This is a genomic window from Maribacter antarcticus DSM 21422 (assembly GCF_000621125.1).
Lineage (GTDB): Bacteria > Bacteroidota > Bacteroidia > Flavobacteriales > Flavobacteriaceae > Maribacter > Maribacter antarcticus.
In genome coordinates this window covers 1-22,213 of record NZ_JHZC01000012.1, presented here as the reverse complement: position 1 = coordinate 22,213, position 22,213 = coordinate 1, and the positions used below count along the sequence as shown (strand labels likewise).

The window sequence follows — 22,213 nt, the reverse complement described above, 5'->3', positions numbered from 1 at the left end:
GGGTAAGTATGCGTTTAGTGAATTCAAACTTATGTAACGCGTATTTTAACGCTTTAGCTTCTTTAGTTAGATTTTAGTTTATCGGAAGTGCAGTCTGTTTTTGTTTCATAGATAATATCTTGATATATAGGAATAGGAGTCCCCGAATTGGTTGGTTTATAAAAGAAAATCGTTACTTTGTACTATGAGGATGTATTATTTAGGAGGAGGCACATGCTAGGTATCGTTTATAAATCCACCGGAAGTTGGTACACCGTAAAATCAGATAATGGTGATTTTTACAACTGCAGGATTAAGGGAAAATTCAGGATAAAAGGAATAAAAAGTACCAATCCGATAGCGGTAGGGGATAAGGTACATTTTGATGTAGAAACTATAGGTGACGATACCATAGGAATTATACATAAGATAGAAGAGCGTAAGAACTACATCATTCGAAAATCTGTAAACCTTTCCAAGCAAACTCACATTATAGCTTCAAATCTAGACCAAGTATTTCTACTTATAACCCTTAATAATCCTCCTACCCATTCTATTTTTATAGATCGATTTTTAGTAACTGCCGAAGCCTATCATATTCCGGCGATTTTGGTGTTTAATAAAATTGACACCTATACGGATGAAGAACGTGACGAGGTGAAGTACTTAGCGGCTATGTACAGAGAGGTCGGGTACACGTGTATTGGAATTTCTGCCGTTACTGGTAAAAACGTAGATACTATAAAAGAATGGATGGTAGGAAAAACTTCGATGTTTTCGGGACATTCGGGCGTAGGAAAATCAACCTTGATTAATGCTATAGATTCAAACCTAAATCTTAAAACTGCTCAAATTTCAGAACAACATCTGCAAGGACAACATACTACTACTTTTGCGGAAATGTATGATATGGATTTTGATGCACGTATTATAGATACGCCTGGGATTAAGGGATTTGGTATTGTAGATATGGAAAAAGTAGAAATTGGCGATTATTTCCCTGAGCTTTTTAAATTAAAACAAGAGTGTAAGTTTAATAATTGCTTGCATTTAGATGAACCTAAATGCGCTATAAAAGATGCCTTAGAGGAAGGAACGATACCTTGGAGCCGCTACCGCAGCTATGTGCAAATGGTTGCTGGGGAAGATGAGCATTACAGAGTGGATACTTATGGTGAAAAGAAATGAGAGCAGTAGTACAAAGAGTTTCTAGCGCTAGTGTAACCGCTGAGGGAGAAGTGATTTCAGCTATAGAAACCGGATTATTGGTTTTGTTGGGTGTTACCGACCAAGATGGTATGGAGGACATACAATGGTTAATACGAAAAATAGCCAACCTCCGTATTTTTAATGATGCTGAAGGTGTCATGAACCTTTCGCTATCGAATATAAACGGGGAGGCCATAGTGGTAAGTCAGTTTACACTTTATGCAGCCACTAAAAAGGGAAATCGACCCTCCTATATAAAGGCTGCCAAGCCGGATATTGCTGTTCCGCTATACCAAGCTTTTGTCTTGGAACTAGAAAAGGAACTGGGCAAAAAAGTAGGAACGGGTGTTTTTGGCGCAGACATGAAAGTGGAATTAGTTAACGATGGGCCTGTTACGATTAGTATGGACTCAAAAAATAAGGAATAGGATATTTCGGCTATTTTCAAGCTTAGTTTTTTGTTTCTTGTAGGAGAATTCTTTAGCTTTCTTCCATAAATCAAGCTTATGCGTTTATTTTCACTCTATTGTGCCTTTTTATTCAGCGTGTTATCTTCTTCACAAAACTTAGATTATTCTATTTTAACCATGGATAAAGCCTTGACCAAGGATGCCAATGCGGTGGTGAGATTGGACGAAATGAAAATTGAGATTTTGGGACATGATCACCTGAGGTACAAGGTTGACGAGGTTATTACGGTGTTAAATAAATTTGGTAATTACCACAGTACCAAAAGTATTTCTTTTGATAAGGAACTTAAAATAAAGGATTTAGAGGTCTTTATTTACGATCAGTTGGGCAACGAGATAGATCATTTCAATAAGAAGAATTTTACTGATGTTAGTGCTGCTGATGGATTTTCTTTATTCAATGATGACAGGGTGTTACGGCATAAATACACACCAATTAGCTATCCCTACACTATACACACCTCTTACGAAGTAGAGACCTCGGATACTGGATTTTTTCCGCCATGGTACTTTCTTTCTAATTATCGGGAAAGTGTGCAAAAGAGTTATTATGAAATAACCTATGCTAGGTCGGAATTAAAACCAGAAATCAAGGAGCATCAGTTAGATGGTTTAAACATCTCCAAAATAGATGACCCAGGAAAATTGGTGTATTCCGCAGCTATGATACCAGCTATTAAATATGAAGAATTAAGTCCATCTTTTAGAAATATTGTGCCCCGATTGTCTGTGCGAATGATAAAATTTAATCTTAAAGGGGAGGAGGGGCAAGTAGAAAGTTGGTCCGACTTTGGAAAATGGATGGATGATAAGTTGCTGAGCGGAGCAGACGAATTGGCTCCTGAAACTATAACAAGGGTTAAGGAATTGGTGGAGGGAATTGAGGATGATTTGGAAAAAGCCAAGATTATTTACAAGTATGTTCAGGATAATACACGATATATAAGTGTACAGATTGGTATTGGAGGTTGGAAACCTATTAGCGCTATTAATGTAGATGAGGTAAAGTATGGTGATTGCAAGGGGCTCTCCAACTACACCTATGCCTTGTTCAAAGCAGTTGGCGTCACCTCTCATTACACCGTAATCTATGCAGGGAAAGACAAAATAGATTTTGAGGAGGATTTTGCTGTATTACAGGGCAATCATGCTATTTTGGCTGTTCCTTATAACGGCACCTATTATTGGATAGATTGCACTTCACAAGTACATCCTTTTGGTTTTGTCGGAGGTTTCACCGATGATAGAAAGGCATTAATTGTAACTCCAAATGGCGGGAAAATTATAAAAACCGTTTCTTATATAAATGAGGATAACAGTAAAAAAACAGTAGCTCAGTATACGCTAGGAAAAAAAGGCGATATCAAGGCAATGGTTTATATAACATCAGAGGGTATTCCTTATGATAATCGTTTTTATTTAGAAAATGAAACCAATGATAACGTGGTAAAAGCTTATAAAGAGTACTGGAGTACAATAAATAATATTGAAATTAAAAATATTGATATTAGTAACAATCGCGATAAGATTATTTTTAAAGAAGAAGTTTTACTAGAGGCAGCAAATTATGGAACCATAAGTGGCAATAGAATGTTTTTTACTCCAAATGCCTTTGATAGAAATACATACATTCCAAACAGATATAGGAATAGAACAAGATCCTTGGTTATTGACAGGGGCTATTCCCATGATAATGATTTTTTGATAAACCTTCCTGAAGGCTATGCGGTTGAGGCTATACCAGATAATATTAGTATTGCAAATGAATTTGGAGAGTATCTATTTAGCATAGAGTATATAGCAAAAGACAACACAATAAAATATAAAAGAAAACTGTTTATTAAAAAAGGTGTTTTCAAGAAGGATAAATACAAAGCCTACAGAGATTTTAGAAAAGAAACAGCTACTGCAGACAATTCTATGGTTGTGCTTATTAAGAAATAAAAAAATTACTAAACCGTAACTATGATAAAAGACACACTACTAATTATCTTCCTTTTATTTGCTGTCTTCTCGGTAAAATCCCAAGATTATAAATTTGGAAAAGTTTCTAAGGAGGAACTTACAGAGAAAGTATATGCAAAGGATTCTAGTGCTCCAGCAGCTGTATTGTATAGATCTCACAAAACTCGTTTTAATTACCTGCAGTCAAATGGGTTTCAAATAATTACATTTATTTATGAGCGTGTTAAAATATACAATGCTGACGGATTTAAGTACGCAACGGTAAAAGAAAACTTGTTCTACAATAAAGGCCAAAATGAGCATTTAACGGGGCTAAAGGCTTACACCTATAATTTAGTAGATGGTAAGATTGTCAAAGACAAGCTTAAATCTTCTGCTGAGTTTAAAACTAAATTAAATGATTTTTATAATCAGGAAAAGTTTACTATGCCTAATGTTAATGATGGTAGTGTAATAGAATACCAATACTCTATTAGTTCTCCATTTTACTGGTCTATAGATGAATTGGTATTGCAATATGATATTCCTATAAAGAAACAAGAAGTCTCTATATCAACTCCAGAGTATTTTGTTTTTAAACCTAATATAAAGGGGTATTTAAAATTAAACCCTCGCGTAGGAAGCGGAAACGGAAAAATGAATTTCATTAATTCCAATAAACAAAGAAGAGGTAATGCGCGTTATAACTATGACCAGACTGAACTGGATTATTCAACCAGTGTAAACACATACGAAATGATTGATGTGCCGGCTTTGGAAGCTGAGCCTTTTATTAATAATATTAATAATTATAGGTCTGTCGTTAAATACGAGTTGGAGTCTGTGAAAATGCCAGATTCACCTGTTAAAAACTATACCACTACTTGGGAGGACGTTATTGATGAAATTTATCAAAGTCAGAGATTTGGAGGTCAATTAACTCAAGGTAATTTTTTTAAAGATGACTTGAGTGTGATTTTAGCAGATAAGAATAGTGACATAGAAAAAACAGGAGCGATTTTTCATTTTATTCAAGACCGTATGAATTGGGACGGTTATTATGGTTATTATGTAAATCAGGGCGTCAGAAAGGCCTACAAAGAAAAAAAGGGAAATACAGCAGATATTAATTTGATGCTTATTGCAATGTTGAACGATGCTGGAGTAAAAAGTTATCCTGTGCTCATTAGTACACGGGAAAACGGGGTGCCTATGTTCCCGACTAGGGAAGGGTTTAATTATGTGGCAGTGTATGTAGAGTTGGATAAAGGAAGTATTTTATTGGATGCTTCAAATAAATACACGGAGCCTAACCTTTTACCCGCAAGAGCTATTAATTGGTTTGGACAAGTAGTAAAGAAAGACGGTACCCGTAAAAGTATATCATTAATACCTAAGACTGTTTCAAAGGAAACTTTGACCTGTAGTCTTTTCCTAACTGAAGACGGCGAGATCACAGGAAAGCAACGAACAGTTTATTCAGATTATTTAGCTTACAATCACAGGAACGACTTCAATGGTGTGAGTGATGAGTCTTATATCAAAAATTTGGAGAGCAAAACAGGTGGTATAGAGATTTCTGAATTTTCTGTTAAGAATCAGCTAATAATAGGAAAACCCATCACGGAGAGTTATGCGTTTTTAATGGAAAATCAAGCCAGTTCTATTGGGGATAAGATTTATTTTAATCCTTTGTTTCATTTTGCTACCAAGGAAAACCCTTTTAAATTAGAAGAAAGATATTTCCCTATTGATTTTAAGTATCCTTGGGAAGAAAAATATAATATAAGTATTAATATTCCAGAAGGGTATGTGATAGAGTCAATACCAGAGAGTTTAAAATTAGAATTACCAGATAAAATGGGTTCTTTTTTATATACTCTAAAGGTTAATTCAACAGGTTTACAGGTTTTAGTGGATATAAAGTTCAATAATTCGATTATCCCTTCCAAGCAATACCAATTCATTAAAGAGTTTTTTAATCAAATCGTTCAAAAAGAAACAGAACAGGTGGTTTTATCTAAATCATAATTGTTCTTTAGAAAAGATGAACAATGCTCTTCTTTACATATTTTTACTAAAACCTTTAGATGAACATACAAAACGCACAAACCGCGGTAGATGATTGGATTAAGGAGCACGGTGTTCGCTACTTTAACGAATTGACCAATATGGCCCAACTCACGGAGGAGGTGGGAGAAGTAGCTCGTATTATTGCCAGACGCTATGGGGAGCAAAGCGAAAAAGAAAGCGATAAATCTAAAGATTTGGGGGAAGAACTTGCAGATGTGCTTTTTGTGGTACTCTGTTTGGCCAATCAAACAGGGATAGATTTACAACAATCTTTCGATGATAAGTTAGATCTAAAAACCAAGCGCGATCATGACCGCCATCACAATAATAAAAAGCTGAAATAATACTATATTTGCCCTTCGTTTTTAACCTATTCTATTTTGAAAATTCACCTTACCGGTCCCAGAGAACAGCAATTTAACGCAAACATTAAAATAACAGGTTCCAAAAGCGAATCTAATCGGTCCTTGTTGTTGGCTGCGCATTATAAAGGGGTTACCATCGAAAATTTATCCAATTCAGACGATGCACAGGTGATGGAGCAGGGATTGCAAAAAAATTCGGGTACCGTAGATATTCATCATGCGGGTACGGCAATGCGTTTTTTGACAGGATATTTTTCCGGGCAAGAAGGAAAAAATGTGCTCTTAACGGGCTCCAAACGTATGACGGAAAGGCCCATCAAAATATTGGTAGATGCCCTACGCGACTTGGGTGCGGATATTTCTTATGTTAAGGAAGAAGGATATCCCCCGATTAAAATTAACGGAAAAGCACTAACAAAGGATAAAGTAAGTCTTCCAGCGAATGTGAGTAGTCAGTATATATCATCACTATTATTACTCGCACCAAGCCTCAAAAACGGATTGGAATTGGAATTAGTGGGTAAAATCACATCAGTTCCATATATAAAAATGACCTTGGGCCTTTTGGATGAATTAGGCATACCCAATTCTTTTGAAGGTAATCTCATCAAGGTAAGTCCTAAAACTTCCGTTGCCCCTGCACGATTAATTGTAGAATCTGATTGGAGTTCCGCTTCCTACTATTACAGTATGGTTGCCTTGGCAGCCGTTGGTTCGGAAATTAGCTTATCGGCCTATAAAAAAAACAGCCTGCAAGGCGACAGTGTTTTGGCTGAGCTATATAGAGGTTTTGGAGTGGAAACGCTATTTAGCGAACACAGCATAACCTTAAAAAAGTTAAACACCCCAAAAGAAAAAACGGTGGCGTTTGACCTCGCAAATGCACCTGATATTGCGCAGACTATCGCCGTTACTACTTTTGGTTTAGGTATGGGATGTCATTTGGTGGGTCTACATACCTTAAAAATAAAGGAGACCGATAGATTGGAAGCCCTGCATACGGAACTGACCAAATTGGGAGCCGATATCTCGGTAACGGACAAAACGCTAACGATAAAACCATCAAATATCCTAAATAAGGAGGTTGCCATAGATACCTATAATGATCATAGAATGGCAATGGCTTTTGCGCCACTGGCACTAAAAATACCCCTGTTTATAAATGATGCAGAGGTAGTCTCCAAATCCTATCCAGATTTTTGGGAGGACCTAAGAGGACTTCAATTTACTACCATAGAATTATAATCCCTTATTTACTTGACAACCCCCCTTTCCAGATTGTATATTTGCAGCCGCAATTCCATCCAAAAGCATTAGTTCATGGATAAGGCAAGCGTTATACGATCGCTTTTATTATGGATTTTTTATTAGAATCGCTATTCACTAAAACATAAACAAACATACAAGAAATGAAATTATCACACTTTGGTTTTGAACTTCCGGACGAATTATTGGCAGAGCATCCGTCTGAAAATAGAGATGAATCTAAATTAATGGTCGTCCATAGGGAAACTGGAAAAATTGAGCATAAAATGTTCAAGGACATGATTGATTATTTTGATGAAGGTGATGTTATGGTGTTGAACAATACCAAAGTTTTTCCAGCTCGACTTTATGGAAACAAAGAAAAAACTGGAGCGCGTATTGAAGTGTTTCTTTTACGTGAACTTAATGAAGAGCAACGCTTGTGGGATGTTTTAGTTGATCCGGCGCGTAAAATTCGTATTGGTAACAAACTTTATTTTGGGGAGGACGAAACCTTGGTAGCGGAGGTTATAGATAATACTACTTCTAGAGGACGTACCCTACGTTTCTTATATGATGGTGCGTATGTAGATTTTAGAAGAAAGCTGAAAGAATTGGGAGAAACTCCATTGCCAAAGTATATAAAAAGAGACGTAGAGCCAGAGGATGCAGAGCGTTACCAGACTATTTATGCTAAGCATGAAGGTGCTGTGGCAGCACCAACAGCCGGGATGCATTTTTCAAAACACTTGTTAAAGCGCTTGGAGATAAAAGGAATTGATTTTGCAGAATTGACCCTACACGTTGGATTGGGTACTTTTAATCCTGTAGAAGTAGAAGATTTGTCCAAACACAAAATGGATAGCGAAGAGTTGTTTATTGATGAAAAAGCTACTGAAATTGTTAATAATGCCAAAACACAGAAGCGAAGAGTTTGTGCTATTGGAACCACGGCAATGAGAGGTTTGGAAAGTGCTGTTTCTTCCAATGGTACCTTGAATACCTATGAGGGATGGACGAACAAGTTTATTTTTCCACCCTACGAGTTTAGTATTGCTAATGCAATGATTACCAATTTTCATTTACCTAAATCTACCTTATTGATGATGATTTCAGCATTTATGGGCCATGATTTAATGAATAAATGTTACAAGGAAGCTATTTTGGAGCAGTACAAGTTCTATTCCTATGGTGATGCCATGTTAATTATTTAATAGACTGATTTGCATTTCCGCGTAAGCGGAAATCCATATAATTTTAAAAACTAAATCCCTCTTATACCAAAGTTGATACAAGAGGGATTTTTTATTGCGTACTTGTGGAGATAAAAAAGAAAGACGTTAGAGCACTGACCAAGGAGCAACTCCGAGACTTTTTTGAGGGTCAGGGAGACAAGCCTTTTCGTGGCAATCAAGTGTACGAATGGCTGTGGCAAAAAGGGGCACATTCCTTTGACATTATGACCAATCTTTCCAAGATTACACGCGATATGTTGGAGGCCAACTTTGTAATCAATCACATAAAGGTAGATTTGATGCAGCGAAGTTCGGATGGTACCATAAAAAATGCAGTACGCTTGCATGACGACCTCGTTGTAGAATCTGTTTTGATTCCAACAAAAACCAGAACAACAGCTTGTGTTTCTAGTCAAGTAGGTTGTAGTTTAGATTGTAGGTTCTGTGCGACCTCTCGTTTAAAGCGTATGCGTAATCTGAACCCTGACGAAATCTATGATCAAGTAGTGGCAATAGATAATGAAAGCCGTTTGTATTTTGATAGGCCCTTGAGTAACATTGTATTTATGGGCATGGGAGAACCGCTCATGAATTACAAAAATGTAATTAAAGCGATAGATATGATCACCTCGCCAGAGGGCTTGGGCATGTCTCCTAAACGTATTATTGTTTCTACCTCAGGAGTGCCTAAACTGATAAAACGCATGGCAGATGAGGAAGTCCGTTTTAAACTAGCCGTATCTTTACATTCGGCCATAGATGAGATACGTACTTCGATTATGCCCTTTAATGCCACGTTTACTTTGTCAGATTTACGAGAATCGTTGATATATTGGTACGAAAAAACCAAAAGCCGGATTACATACGAGTATGTGGTTTGGAAAGGCATCAACGATAAGAAAAAAGATGTAGATGCACTTGTCGATTTTTGCAGGTTTGCTCCGTCAAAAGTAAATCTTATCGAATACAACCCCATAGACGACGGAGAGTTTCAACAAGCCTCTAACGCTACGATAGATATGTATGTGGAGACTTTAGAGAAAAACGGTATTACAGTTACGGTAAGGCGATCGAGAGGAAAAGATATTGATGCTGCTTGCGGACAATTGGCGAATAAGTCTTAAAGTGAGGAGCAATAGGTGATTATCCTGATTTAGAAAAAAACTGAAAGCACTTGATACGAAAGGATGAATTAACGCATGAGTTTTCCTTCTAAAAAGGCGACGCTGCGAGCGCAGTGGGTGGGTTGATGCTGTTTGTAGAGGAGGTGTAGAATTAGGGTTGCTAGGTTGACAGGATTCTTCATAAGAGAAGTAAGAAACGACTATCCGAGACTAAGTGGGATGCACTATCGTTAAGGTTAGAAGACTCCTTTGATTGCAAAGACAATAGATTGTAATTTGTCTTTCCTCGATATCCCTTAAACTGATTACCGCTTAGAGAATACCGTTTACTGCTCGCTTTTCATTAATTTTGATGTAAATAAAAACAGGCTGAAAATAGTAGCGCAAATAAAGGAACCCGTTGCCAAAGAAATGGAACTTTTCGAGTCCAAATTTCGGGAATCCATGACTTCAAAAGTAGCCTTACTCAACCGTATTACCCATTATATTGTTAACAGAAAAGGCAAGCAAATGCGGCCAATGTTTGTATTCTTAACAGCCAAGCTCTTAAATGATGGAGAGGTGAACGAGCGTACCTATCGTGGTGCCGCCGTAATCGAATTGATTCATACAGCTACTTTAGTCCATGATGATGTGGTGGACGAAAGTAATAAACGACGAGGCTTCTTTTCTATAAATGCCTTATGGAAAAATAAGATTGCAGTCCTTGTTGGTGATTATCTATTATCAAAAGGGCTGCTGCTTTCAATTGATAACAGCGATTTTGATTTGCTTCGTATTATTTCCGTTGCTGTGCGTGAAATGAGTGAGGGAGAGCTCTTGCAGATTGAAAAAGCACGACGCTTGGATATTACCGAAGCGGTTTACTATGAAATAATCCGCCAGAAAACCGCAACCTTGATAGCTGCCTGTTGTAGCTTGGGCGCCTGTTCCGTAAAGCCGGAAACTGAAGACGTAGAAACCTTCCGAAAATTTGGGGAGCTTTGTGGTATGGCCTTTCAAATAAAGGATGATTTGTTCGATTATGGGAACCAACGCATTGGGAAACCAACGGGAATCGATATTAAGGAGCAGAAAATGACACTTCCCCTCATTTATGTATTAAACCACTGTTCCAAAAAGGAAAAAAGTTGGGTGATCAATTCCATTAAAAACCACAACAAGGACAAAATTAGGGTGAAGGAGGTTATTTCTTTTGTAAAGGACAAAGGCGGCTTGGAGTATGCCGTTGCTAAAATGTTATCCTATAGGGATGAGGCTTTGGGCCTTTTGAAAAGCTATCCGGAGTCTGAATATAGGAGCGCCTTGGAACTCATGGTCAACTACGTCGTGGAGCGTGACAAGTAAACTGATATTTTAGTTTTACTGATGATAAAAATGAACCAAAAAGCCGATTCAGTCATGGTTATACAAGGTTTTGACGTGAGTTATGTGTAAACAATTTTATGTTAGGGCCATAGTACGAAAGTATTTTTTGTTTTAACTACATTGAAATCAGCACTTTAAAAAATAATTGAATTTTTTAATTTTTCTTAGGCAACTATCTTTCCAAGTTCAGCGTCTATACCAATAGAAGACCATTAAAGATTGTGAAAACCATACCTTTTTATAAAAACGAAAAACAGCTCATAAAAAAAGCGATAGCTGGCAATGCGGATGCGCAGCACCGTTTGTACGGAACACATTCGTCAAAAATGCTGGGTGTTTGTAGGCAGTATATAACCGATATCTATTTTGCAGAGGATGTAATGGTACAGGGGTTTTTAAAGGTTTTTATTCACCTGCACACCTTTAAATTTCAGGGTAGTTTTGAAGGTTGGATACGTCGTATTATGATACGGGAGAGTATTTCCTACCTAAGAAAACAACAATTTGTGGTCTATGACGACACCATCTACGAAAAGCACGAGCATCAAACGAATGTTCAAACTACGGCTTTAGATACCGAACATATACAGCGATTGATAGACGCTCTTCCACAGGGGTATAAAATGGTATTTGTGTTGTACACGGTTGAGGGGTATAAACATCAGGAAATAGCAAAAATGCTAGATATTACCGAGAGTACCTCTAAAACACAATTACTAAAGGGGCGGAGACTTTTACAAGAACAATTAAAGAAACAAAATATTATAGGGTATGGAACCAGATAAGTTCGAAACATATATAAAATCTAAATTAGATGCACGAGAGATAGCGCCCACACAAGGGGCTTGGGACAAAATAGCCAAGGAATTGAAATCGGAGCCAATTGCTAATACACCCCATTATTTTTGGTTAGGCATCGCTGCCAGTGTAACAGTATTACTAGGTGTGACCATCTTTTATTTGAATACCGGGGAGAAGGAGCTATCGACACAGGAACTGGTAGAAACACCGTCCAAAACAAGCGTTGAAAAAGTAAAAGAAGTTATGGGAACAACAGCTTTAGAAAATTCCAATGGCCTTGTACTGGAACAAGCGGACGTGCAGGGGACGAAAGGAATAAAGCCAGTAATTGTACCTTCGGATACTGTTTTAGAGCCGGATTTTATAAGGCAAAAGCAAGCAGATGCCATATTCGTTGAGGTAAATCAACAAGAACGGCAAGATGTTCAAATGCCCACTCAACTTTTCGAAGCAATATTAAAAGAAAAAATAACAGAGGTAGTAGCTCAAGTAAGGTTATTGGAAAGCACTTCAAAAGTAACCGATGCGGAAGTAGATTCGTTGTTGCGTAATGCGCAGCGTACGATTTTAAAGGAACGGCTTTTTAAACCAGACCAAAGCGTTGACGCCATGGCGCTGTTAGCACAGGTTGAGGAGGAACTTGATCAATCCTTTCGAGACCAAATATTCCAGTCGCTCAAGACCGGATTTCTTAAAGTGAGGACTGCGGTTGCAGACCGTAATAATTAATTTACCAGCAATTTCACGCATCTCTAAATACCATCTCAGACAGATGGAGCAGTGAGGAGTTTATTCATCAATCAATCAAAAATCAAACAACATGAGAACAATTAGTATTTATCTATTGGTATTGGCTACCATATTTATTCTACAGCAAACGGCAGCACAGGAAGATTATAAGCAGATAGTAACAGAGTTGCAGCAGCAGAAGGATAAAATTATTAAACAAGAAAAAGAAGCTTTGAAGTTTGAAGTGGAAGCAATCAACAAAAGATTGACCAAAAGCCAAATAACTGCTGAAGAGGCCGATAATTTAAAAAAGCGAGCAGCAGAAAAGCGAGCCTTGAACATTGCTGATAGAGCGGCTATTCTTGATAATAAAATCGGACTCTTGGAGCGAAACGAAGGTGTTCTTATGCCGGATATTAAAACAGACTCTGCAAGAGCAACACAAATCCGTATTGGTATTGATATTGACGGCAAACCGGCCAAGCAGTTTATTTTTAATAGGAAGATTAGGAGTAAAGAGCTCAAGTATGATCGTCGTACACATTCGGATTTTGTTTTGGCGGTAGGATTGAATAACGCTATCATAGATGGACAATCTCTAGAAGATTCTCCATATAAAGTAGGCGGTAGCCGATTTTTTGAAATGGGGTGGCAATGGCGTACTAGAGTTTTTCAAAATTCCAATTTTCTTAGGTTTAATTATGGGGTTTCTTTCCAGTTCAATGGTTTAAAGCCTAAGGATAACCAGTACTTTGTGTCTGATGGTACTGGGCAGGTGCAATTAGAGGAATTCGAATTTGACCTTGATAAGTCAAAACTTAGAATGGATAATCTTGTATTTCCACTGCATTTAGAATTTGGACCTTCAAAATTCAAGAAAACCGAAAATACCATTAGGTACTCTTTGCGAAATCAATTTAGGATAGGAATTGGTGGCTATGGTGGTTTCAATCTTGGAACTCGTCAAAAGTTAAAATATGAACGTAATGGTGAGAAGGTCAAAGACAAGCTAAAAAGGGGATACAATACAAGTGATTTTATTTATGGATTAAGTGCTTATGCGGGATTTGATGGGGTGCTTTTTTATGTAAAGTATGACCTAAACCCTATTTTTCAAGATGCTTTGGTAGAGCAGCGAAATATTTCCTTTGGCCTTCGCTTTGACCTATAAAAATTAAGTTAGCTTATTATATGATTAAGAAAGGGTATGCAACGCTGATTGTATATCCTTTTTAGTTTTTATTGCTTCCTACTGCTAGTTTTATTAAAGCTGTTTTGCTAAAAACGAGTGGAAATGGTGCACCCCTTTTTCTCGTGTAGGCGAAAATCTACCGTTAGAGTAAAATTGCGCCTTTAATCTGTTATGAACGCCTTCTACTACAAATTCATCCTCCCGTTCCACTTTACCCAAAAGTGCTCTAGCTCAAGTATTCAATTTCGATAAGCAAGACATAGGTCAGAAACTGAACCTTTGTCTTGCTTATCGAAATTGGATTAAAAACATTTATAGAAAGTACTCACGCATAAAAATCAAACATCATATTAGGGAAAATCCAATAGTAATATGCAGCTACTGATTTCCCATAATCGGGATGTCTTTTTGGAAGATTGAAGAATTCTTGCCCACTGCTGGAATTACTGTTAAAACCCATAATTGGTCCGCTTGTTATATTAAAATACTTTTGCATGATGCTTGGTTCTGGAACTAAACTAGTAATCATGGACGTGAGTTAGATTTGACATGTTTAGAAAGATAAAGTGTTGCGAGGTTGTATCGTCTATTTAGTTTGTTCAAAAAAGTATCTTTAATTGTTACCTTTTCAATGATTAAGATGGTATTTGGCCGTTCAATTCTGGATATCTAATACAGATATAAAACCTGTCTTTTAGAAATAATATTACACGAAAATCATTTATATTTTTTGATTCGGAATTTTCCAGAATACTGACCATTCGATAATTCAATTTGGCAACTAAAAAGGTTTGTTTAAATACTATACAGAATAAATGAAACAAGGAGTATAAAGTTCCACATATAGATGGTATGAAATTATCTCAAAAATAGGAATGTATTAAAAGCTTGCTCTGTGATGGGATAGTATGATTTGGTATATTAACCTAAAAAATGAGCGCTTTATCGAAAGTATTACCAGTTATATGCAGTTTGTCGGATTTAAAAGCAATATTTAAAATGTTAAGTGAAATGAAATACACACAAGAAAAAATGATATAATATTTTTGTTCTAAATTTCCTACAGATTAGTTTCAAAGTATAAATATTGTATGTTTTTTGCCCCCATTGTTTTATTTTTTTCAATAGTGATTTTACCCAAATTTCTATGAGCAATTGCTTAGTTATGGTTGTAACCAAACTGAGTTTATATGATTGAAAATTACTTTAAGCATCATTTAGAATTGTTTTCTAATTTGTCTCACATGTTTTATAAACCGTGGGCATATCTTGCATTTTTACTTCTACAGGTCAGTTTAGGTACACTTAGGAAAAAAGAATCTTCCCCTCTAGGTGTCATGAGTATTTTAACTACCAAAAAAAAATAATAGCTACACTAATATCCCACAATTATGCAGATTTTTACTACCAAGTATAGTACCAGGTCAATACCATTATTGATAGGCCTTATTCGAAATCTAAAGGACTTAATTTCATTTATTAACTTTGGCAATCATCCAGGTGTCCTACGCGAATCACTTATGTTTGTATCAGGAAAGAGAACTCTTTTCTTGATGATAATTAGTGTATTCATGGGCTTTACAGGTTCTGTTTTGGCACAAGGGGTCGATTTAGTCTCCAGCCCAACATCAGTAGCAGTAACGCAGGGTGATACTTTTAAAGTAACTATCGAGATACCGCAATCTAATTCCCAGGCATTTAATGCTGCGGCCTTAAATTTAAATTTTGATTCCTCCGTTTTACAGGTAGTAAGTGTGGTGGCTGCATCTGGGAACCAATTTAATTTACCAATTGGACCTTCATCTGATAATACTACTGGAACTGTAAATTATGGTGGTACCGTTATCGGAACTTCTTTTACGGTTGGTTTCCCAATATTGGATGTTACGTTTGAGGTTATTGGTGCCATTTCAACTAATATTGATTTTAATGTCAACGTAGGTGGCTCTAGAAATACAAACATCGCTTTAAATGGTACGCCTGTATTTGGAACAGCGGTGAGTATTCCTGTAACTATTGCTAGCGCCAACGATGACCCAATAGCGGACTTCACGATTAATCCCAGTCCAGCATCTACCAATGAAGTAGTGACTTTTGATGGTTCATTTTCCACGGATGATGGGACAGTAGATTCATACGCATGGGATTTTGGAGATGGCAATACACAAGTTGCTAGTGCAAATTCCATTACAACACATAGTTATACGGCAATTGATACATATATAGTTGCATTATCAGTGACCGACAATTTGGGAGCTATCAATACTACTACGAAAACCATTATGGTAAGTGCACCATCGGTTACCCAATATAACATTAATGCCAGTTCAAACGGTAACGGAACCATAGCCCCTTCAGGAGCTGTTTCGGTTAATGCGGGTAGTGGTCAGACATTTAGTTTTAGTCCAAATGCTGGTTTTGAGGTCTCCGAAGTTTTGGTTGATGGCGTTCCTCAATACCCTCTGCCAACAACTTCTTTTACAATCCAAAATGTATCTGCTCCTGCAAACATTAGCGTGAGTTTTAGTGCAACCCCAACAGGACCTTTCCAATTATGTATCTCATCCGGATCGGGGGACCTTATAGCTTTTGGTAGAAATTTTGTGGGCGATCCCGCAACAGTTCCCCCTACAGGTTTAGGATTCACTAGGACTAATGGAAATGTTTACGCAGGCTATACTGGGGCAGTTGCCGGGGTAAGTACAGACGATGAACTAACCCTCTTTCAAAAAGAAATCTATGGTGGAAAAACCGGGACAAATCCTGCCTATAACTATAACATACCGGTTGCCAATGGGTTATACCAGGTGGATTTATATTTTGCAGAAGTATTTCATTCGATAACCAACAAACGTATTTTTGATGTTTTATTGGAAGGCAATGTTATTTTAGATGAGTATGAGATGGTTGATCCTATAAAAGATGGGATTTCTACCTTTAAAACTGCTATTACCCGCACCTATTATGTAAGTGTTACCGATGGTTCTCTCCAAGTAGGTATAGGTCCTGCTGCAATTGATAATGGTAAATTATCTGGCTTGTGTATTACTGCGGTAACGAGTGCTAACCTGCATCCAGTAAGCACTATTGGTAATCTTACTTATGATGCGTCGGTAGCCGTTGCAGACCCTTTAAATATTGTGGATCCTGAAAATGATGTGCTAAGTGTCGTATTCAATGGCTTGCCTGCTTCTTTGTCTTATGACCCAAGTACAAATCAAATCCAGGGGACACCATTGGCTACAGATGTCAATACCTATACCATCAATGCCATCATTTCTGATGGTAACAGTGATCCGGTTACGGAAGAATTTATATTAGTTATAAATCCGGTGTTAGGAAATGATTCTCCAACTATAGATGCCATTGTAGACTTGCAAGTAAATGAAGGAGAACTGATATCTCAAGCCATTATGGTGACAGACGATAATCTTCCAGCCGCAACCATAGAAATATTTGACGTAAGTGAAGGGGGTACAAATAATCCTTTTACTCCTACTTCGGCAGTAGTGGTAGGTACGTTAGTAGATAATACGGGTGGTAGCTATACCTTTAACTGGAGCCCTGTAGCAGGAACAGGTCGTTCCTACTTGGCCCGAGTAACCGCAGATGACGGGGTGAACCCTGTCGTAATTGAAGAATTTAGAATAGATGTAGCCCAACAGCTGCCAGGATTAATTCTGGCACGGACCTTTAATAATCCAGTTCCTTGGTACGGTTCTTCTGCCCCCGGTAATGGATTCTCTGTAGCCATTGAAACGTCAGCGGCCAAGAATATTGGCTATATAAACAATGAAGATTTTGTAGAGTACTTAATAAATGTACCTGCTGCGGGTACTTTCGATGTTGAGATATTTGCAGGTAAGGGTAATGAAGGTGCTACTATAGTTACATTATCCGAAGAAGATGGGGGAGGAGGGTTTTCTGCCATCGGATCTGTAAATGTGCTCAAATCTGGCTGGCAGACGTTTGTTTCCTATGAGACCCAAGTAACTTTCACCAATGCAGGCGTGCAAACTTTACGTTTTGATTTTAATGGAGGTGCCAATATTCGGGATTTTAATTTTACTTCTCCAAACGATACTAGTCCAACTATAGATGCAATTGCAGACTTACAAGTAAATGAAGGGGAATTGATAACTCAAGCCATTTTGGTGACAGACGACAATCTTCCAACTGCAACCATAGAAATATTTGACGTAAGTGAAGGAGGTACAAATAATCCTTTTACTCCTACTACGGCAGTAGCGGTAGGTACGTTAGTAGACAATACGGGTGGTAGTTATATTTTTAACTGGACCCCTGCAGCAGGAACAGGCCGTTCCTACCTGGCCAAGGTAACCGCAGATGATGGGGTGAATTCTATTGTAATAGAAGAATTTAGAATAGATGTAGCCCAACAGCTGCCAGGATTAATTCTGGCACGGACCTTTAATAATCCAGTTCCTTGGTACGGAGTTAAACCAAAAGCAGGATTTACAGTTGCAATTGAAAATGCAGGAAATATTGGATGGACTGGTGTTGGAGAATTTGTAGAATATCTAATTAATGTGCCCACTGTTGGTGATTATAATATGCGACTTAATTCTTCAAATGGAAGTAATTCAGCTACCAATATTACCATTCTAGAAGAAGGAAATGCAACACCAATAGGAATAGTTAATGTGCCTAACGCAGGTTGGGGCAACCCTCTAGATTTTACTACCACTGTAACATTTACAGATACTGGGTTGCAAACACTTCGCTTGGCCTTTGATGGTGGTGTAAACACCAATGAATTTGAGTTTACATCTTCTACCGGTAACACGGCTCCAGATGTAACAATCACATCTCCTGAAGACAACATGGTTGCAGAAAGTGACTTCTCTATCAATTTTACAGGAACGGCTACTGATACGCAGGATGGCAATCTGTCAACCAGTATTGTTTGGAGTTCAAATCTAGACGGAGCTTTGGGTGCCGGTGCGAATATAAACGCAACCTTAACTGAAGGGACACATGTTATAACCGCCGAGGCTACCGATTTGGATGGCACACCTCTAATTGGTTCCACTACCGTATCCCTAATTATTGTCTCGCAATCACCGTTTTGTGATACAAGATTTAGAGTGAATGCCGGAGGCCCAATGGTAAACTCTGCTACAGGCGACTTTAAGGAAGACCAGGCACTTTCTGCGGCAGGAGGAATCGCTCAGACTGGAACACCTTCCATTTATGTGAATACGGTATTACCTGCGGTTGATAAGACATTTGCTGCAATTGGAACATTGACAAATACAACAGGCTATCCAGATTATTTATTCCAAACGGAACGCTTTAGTGATGCGGCTAATCCTAATAATATGAATTGGAGCTTCCCAACAGGAGATGGTATTTATGATGTAAAGATTCTGTTTAACGAAAATTGGAGTAATGAAAACGCCAATGCCAATACCCACCGTATTTTTGATGTTAAAATTGAAGGAGATATTGCACTGGACGACTATCGACCTTCGGTAGATGGCACCGAAATCAATGTAGCAAAAGTAGAGGTATTTCGGGCTACGGTTACCGATGGTGTATTAAATATCAACTTTATAAAGGGTAATGAAAATCCTTCTGTAAAAGGATTTGATATTTGTTTTGTGTCAGACTTACCAACAGATACACCTCCTGTGGTTACCATCAGTTCACCAACGGACAATATAACTCCCGTGAGCATTGACCGTCTGGTTTCAACCACTTTTACTGCCACAGCAGAAGATGCTGAGGATGATAATACCACACTAACAAATGCCCTGGTATGGAGCATCAACCCTATCGAAGCAAATTTTGCGGGAACTGGCGGTACTTTTGACGATACCTTACTTGTGCCTGGTGTATATACGATTCGGGCAACTAGCACGGATAGCGATACCAATGCAGCTTTCGATGAAATTGAAGTAATAGTGCTTGGGCCGGATGTGAACTTTACATCCCCGGCAGAGAATGCAGATTTGGTCACCAAAAATATACAGGTAACATGGTCGGCCACCAACATGAATTTTGGTGGTACTACACCAGAACATTTTCACCTTTGGGTTAATCCCGCAGACGAAAATAATCTGGTTTCCTCAGACCGAATTTCTACAGCCAGTTTCGCTGGACAATTATTTTGGGACCTTACCGCTATAGATGGTATCGTTGAAGGAGCAAATAAAGTAGTTATTATTGCGGCTGACAGTGGGCATTTAGAGTTCTTAAATTCTGAAGCAAGGGATGAAGTAAACTTTAATGTTTTAGGGGACACCACAAATCCAATAGCTGTTTGTCAGAATATTATCGTAGAACTTGATGAAACTGGAAATGTAGCAATTACCGCTGCAGACGTCGATGGTGGTTCTTCCGACGACGAAGGTATTGCAAGTCTGACTATTGATGTAGATAGTTTTTTTGGAGCCAATCTAGGCCCCAATACGGTCACGCTTATGGTCACGGATACAAATAATAACACTACAACTTGTACGGCGATTGTTACTGTAGAGGATAATTTGGCCCCTACAGCTATTTGTCAGGATATTACCGTAGAACTTGATGCGAATGGAAATGTAGCAATTACCGCTGCAGATGTAGATGGCGGGTCTACTGACAATGGCGGTATTGATACTATTTCCATAGACACCAGTGATTTTAATGCCAAGAATGTTGGTGCCAATACGGTTACCTTAACAATCACCGATACCAGTGGTAACCATTCAACGTGTACCGCCACAGTTACGGTAGAGGACAATGAAGCGCCTACGGCAATATGTCAAAACTTTACCGTTGCCTTGGATGCTAACGGACAGGCTACCATTACTGCGACAGATATGGATAACGGCTCAAATGATGCTGCAGGAATTGCCAGTTTATCGGTAAATCTAAGCAGTTTCGATTGCGCTGATGTGGGGGATAATACGGTGATGTTGATTGTTGAAGATAACAATGGCAACACAGCTTCTTGTATGGCAACAGTAACCGTCATTGATGAGACACCTCCTGTACTAGTGGATTGTCCTGGAAACAGATTTATTACAAGCCCAACTGCTCAGGTACTTGAGCTAAATCCTCCTACGGCTAGTGATGCTTGTGGCGTAAATACAATTACAATTGTAGGTTCACGTAGTGACGGTCTAGAACTCACTGATTCCTACTTAGTAGGGACTGTTACAATGGTTACCTGGATTGCAACGGACAACAATGGTGCAGTAGGAACATGCCAGACACAAGTAACTATCACAGCTCCTATTTCCAGTGGGAAACAGATTACTGGGTTTGATGTTACAGAACAGGTTGGGAACGAAATTATTGATTCAGGTACAGGTACTATAGCGCTAACGGTAAGCACCGGAACTTCTCTTGCCGCCCTGGCGCCAACAATTGTAATTTCCAATGCTGCGGAAATAAGCCCTAGTTCAGGTACACCGAGGGATTTCACAACGCCTCAAACGTATACAGTAACTGCACAGAATGATACTACAAAAGAATGGACGGTTACTATTAGTGTGGCTCCGGATATGGAAGACCCAGTAATTACATCATGTCCTGATGATATGATAGTAGCCAATGATACTGGAGTTTGTGGCGCGTTAGTCACCTTCAATGCAATTGCCACGGACAATCTGCCCGGGGTAACGCTTAGCTATTCTGTGGCTAGTGAATCTGTGTTTGATGTAGGAACTACAACGGTGACCGTTACAGCAACAGATGCAATAGGTTTAACGGCATCATGTAGTTTTGATGTTACCGTGAATGATACGCAAGCACCAACACTTAGTTGTCTTATTGATACAACTGTGCAGGGGGACATTGCCGGAAATGCAATTCTGCCAGATTTTACTGGAATGGCTGTAGCAAGTGATAATTGTAACCAAAGTATTGTGGTTACACAATCACCAGCACCTGGTACTATGGTATCCGGAACGGTTCTTGTAACATTTACCGCAATAGCTGCCGGACTTACATCAGCGCCGTGTACATTCAATGCCATCATAAAACCAGCGATACTTGCTTCCTTGACTATTGCACCTTCCGCGATAACAGTGAATCTTATTCAGGGAGAAACTGCTATGCGAGATTATGTGGTGGCTTCAGATGATGCAAGTACCTTACCAACACCAGCCGCAATGTCTATTATTGATAATGCAACAAATAATCCGGCGACCTGGGCATCAACCACAAGTGCTGCTAATCAAGGAACTTCTTATGAAGTGAATTTGGATGCCACGGGATTAACACCCGGTACATACACGGCAATACTAACTGCAGGTCCGGTTAGTGGATATACAAATGCAGGTATTCCAGTTACTTTAATTGTAGCGCCTGAAGTAGGAAATACCGCATTGATAGTGTTGGATGCCACAACAGACACACCTTTATTTGATTTAACCGATGGCTTACAGATAAATAAAGCTACTATTGGCAATATGCCATTGGGTATTATTTTTAATTCAAGCTTTAATCCAGGCGCTGTCCAGTTTAC

Annotated in this window: 15 protein-coding genes; 13 read left to right on the top strand and 2 right to left on the bottom strand. The window is 38.4% G+C overall.

Annotated features, from left to right (window positions below; genetic code table 11):
- The first annotated feature begins 213 nt into the window (after positions 1 to 213).
- The 12 genes from rsgA to Q360_RS0112060 all read left to right on the top strand — a co-directional run bounded on the left by rsgA (position 214) and on the right by Q360_RS0112060 (position 13,713).
- Positions 214 to 1,167, top strand: coding sequence for a ribosome small subunit-dependent GTPase A (rsgA, locus tag Q360_RS0112115; protein WP_027077347.1), 954 nt, complete (start codon positions 214 to 216; stop codon positions 1,165 to 1,167).
- The gene (dtd, locus tag Q360_RS0112110; protein ID WP_027077346.1) at positions 1,164 to 1,616 is read left to right on the top strand and encodes a D-aminoacyl-tRNA deacylase; all 453 of its coding nucleotides are present in this window, start codon (positions 1,164 to 1,166) and stop codon (positions 1,614 to 1,616) included. Before rsgA ends, dtd begins: the two co-directional genes overlap by 4 nt.
- Positions 1,617 to 1,694: 78 nt before the next feature.
- Entirely contained in the window at positions 1,695 to 3,602 is a 1,908-nt protein-coding gene (locus Q360_RS0112105) for a DUF3857 domain-containing protein (protein ID WP_027077345.1), read from the top strand.
- A 21-nt stretch (positions 3,603 to 3,623) separates the two neighbouring features.
- The gene (locus Q360_RS0112100; protein ID WP_051554687.1) at positions 3,624 to 5,633 is read left to right on the top strand and encodes a DUF3857 domain-containing protein; all 2,010 of its coding nucleotides are present in this window, start codon (positions 3,624 to 3,626) and stop codon (positions 5,631 to 5,633) included.
- A 59-nt stretch (positions 5,634 to 5,692) separates the two neighbouring features.
- Positions 5,693 to 6,019, top strand: a complete 327-nt coding sequence (locus tag Q360_RS0112095; protein WP_027077343.1) for a nucleotide pyrophosphohydrolase — start codon at positions 5,693 to 5,695, stop codon at positions 6,017 to 6,019.
- A gap of 36 nt (positions 6,020 to 6,055) precedes the next feature.
- Positions 6,056 to 7,285 (top strand): 3-phosphoshikimate 1-carboxyvinyltransferase, encoded by a 1,230-nt coding sequence (locus tag Q360_RS0112090; protein ID WP_027077342.1) that lies wholly within the window; start codon positions 6,056 to 6,058, stop codon positions 7,283 to 7,285.
- Positions 7,286 to 7,449: 164 nt separating this feature from the next.
- Positions 7,450 to 8,499 carry a tRNA preQ1(34) S-adenosylmethionine ribosyltransferase-isomerase QueA gene (gene queA / locus Q360_RS0112085; RefSeq protein WP_027077341.1) on the top strand — a complete coding sequence of 350 codons (1,050 nt, stop codon included), beginning with the start codon at positions 7,450 to 7,452 and terminating at the stop codon, positions 8,497 to 8,499.
- 104 nt (positions 8,500 to 8,603) lie between these two features.
- Complete coding sequence (rlmN, locus tag Q360_RS0112080) at positions 8,604 to 9,644, top strand: 23S rRNA (adenine(2503)-C(2))-methyltransferase RlmN (RefSeq protein ID WP_027077340.1); 1,041 nt, start codon at positions 8,604 to 8,606, stop codon at positions 9,642 to 9,644.
- Positions 9,645 to 10,013: 369 nt separating this feature from the next.
- Positions 10,014 to 10,991, top strand: a complete 978-nt coding sequence (locus Q360_RS0112075) for a polyprenyl synthetase family protein (RefSeq protein WP_027077339.1) — start codon at positions 10,014 to 10,016, stop codon at positions 10,989 to 10,991.
- A 242-nt stretch (positions 10,992 to 11,233) separates the two neighbouring features.
- On the top strand, positions 11,234 to 11,797 hold the full coding sequence (locus Q360_RS0112070) for an RNA polymerase sigma factor (RefSeq protein WP_027077338.1): 564 nt from the start codon (positions 11,234 to 11,236) through the stop codon (positions 11,795 to 11,797).
- Positions 11,784 to 12,542, top strand: a complete 759-nt coding sequence (locus Q360_RS0112065) for a hypothetical protein (protein ID WP_027077337.1) — start codon at positions 11,784 to 11,786, stop codon at positions 12,540 to 12,542. The genes Q360_RS0112070 and Q360_RS0112065 overlap by 14 nt, the downstream gene beginning before the upstream one ends.
- Before the next feature lie 91 nt (positions 12,543 to 12,633).
- Positions 12,634 to 13,713, top strand: coding sequence for a porin family protein (locus Q360_RS0112060; RefSeq protein ID WP_027077336.1), 1,080 nt, complete (start codon positions 12,634 to 12,636; stop codon positions 13,711 to 13,713).
- 93 nt (positions 13,714 to 13,806) lie between these two features.
- Here Q360_RS0112060 and Q360_RS26675 read toward each other — a convergent pair whose 3' ends face one another.
- Both Q360_RS26675 and Q360_RS26670 read right to left on the bottom strand, forming a co-directional pair.
- Positions 13,807 to 13,944: an SRPBCC family protein gene (locus Q360_RS26675; RefSeq protein ID WP_245603249.1), complete on the bottom strand. Its 138-nt coding sequence runs from the start codon at positions 13,942 to 13,944 to the stop codon at positions 13,807 to 13,809.
- 115 nt (positions 13,945 to 14,059) lie between these two features.
- Positions 14,060 to 14,263 carry a hypothetical protein gene (locus tag Q360_RS26670; protein WP_027077335.1) on the bottom strand — a complete coding sequence of 68 codons (204 nt, stop codon included), beginning with the start codon at positions 14,261 to 14,263 and terminating at the stop codon, positions 14,060 to 14,062.
- Between the two features lie 1,024 nt (positions 14,264 to 15,287).
- Here Q360_RS26670 and Q360_RS23085 point away from each other — a divergent pair.
- Positions 15,288 to 22,213 (top strand): malectin domain-containing carbohydrate-binding protein (locus Q360_RS23085; protein ID WP_169734646.1); only part of this gene is annotated, 6,926 nt, incomplete at its 3' end.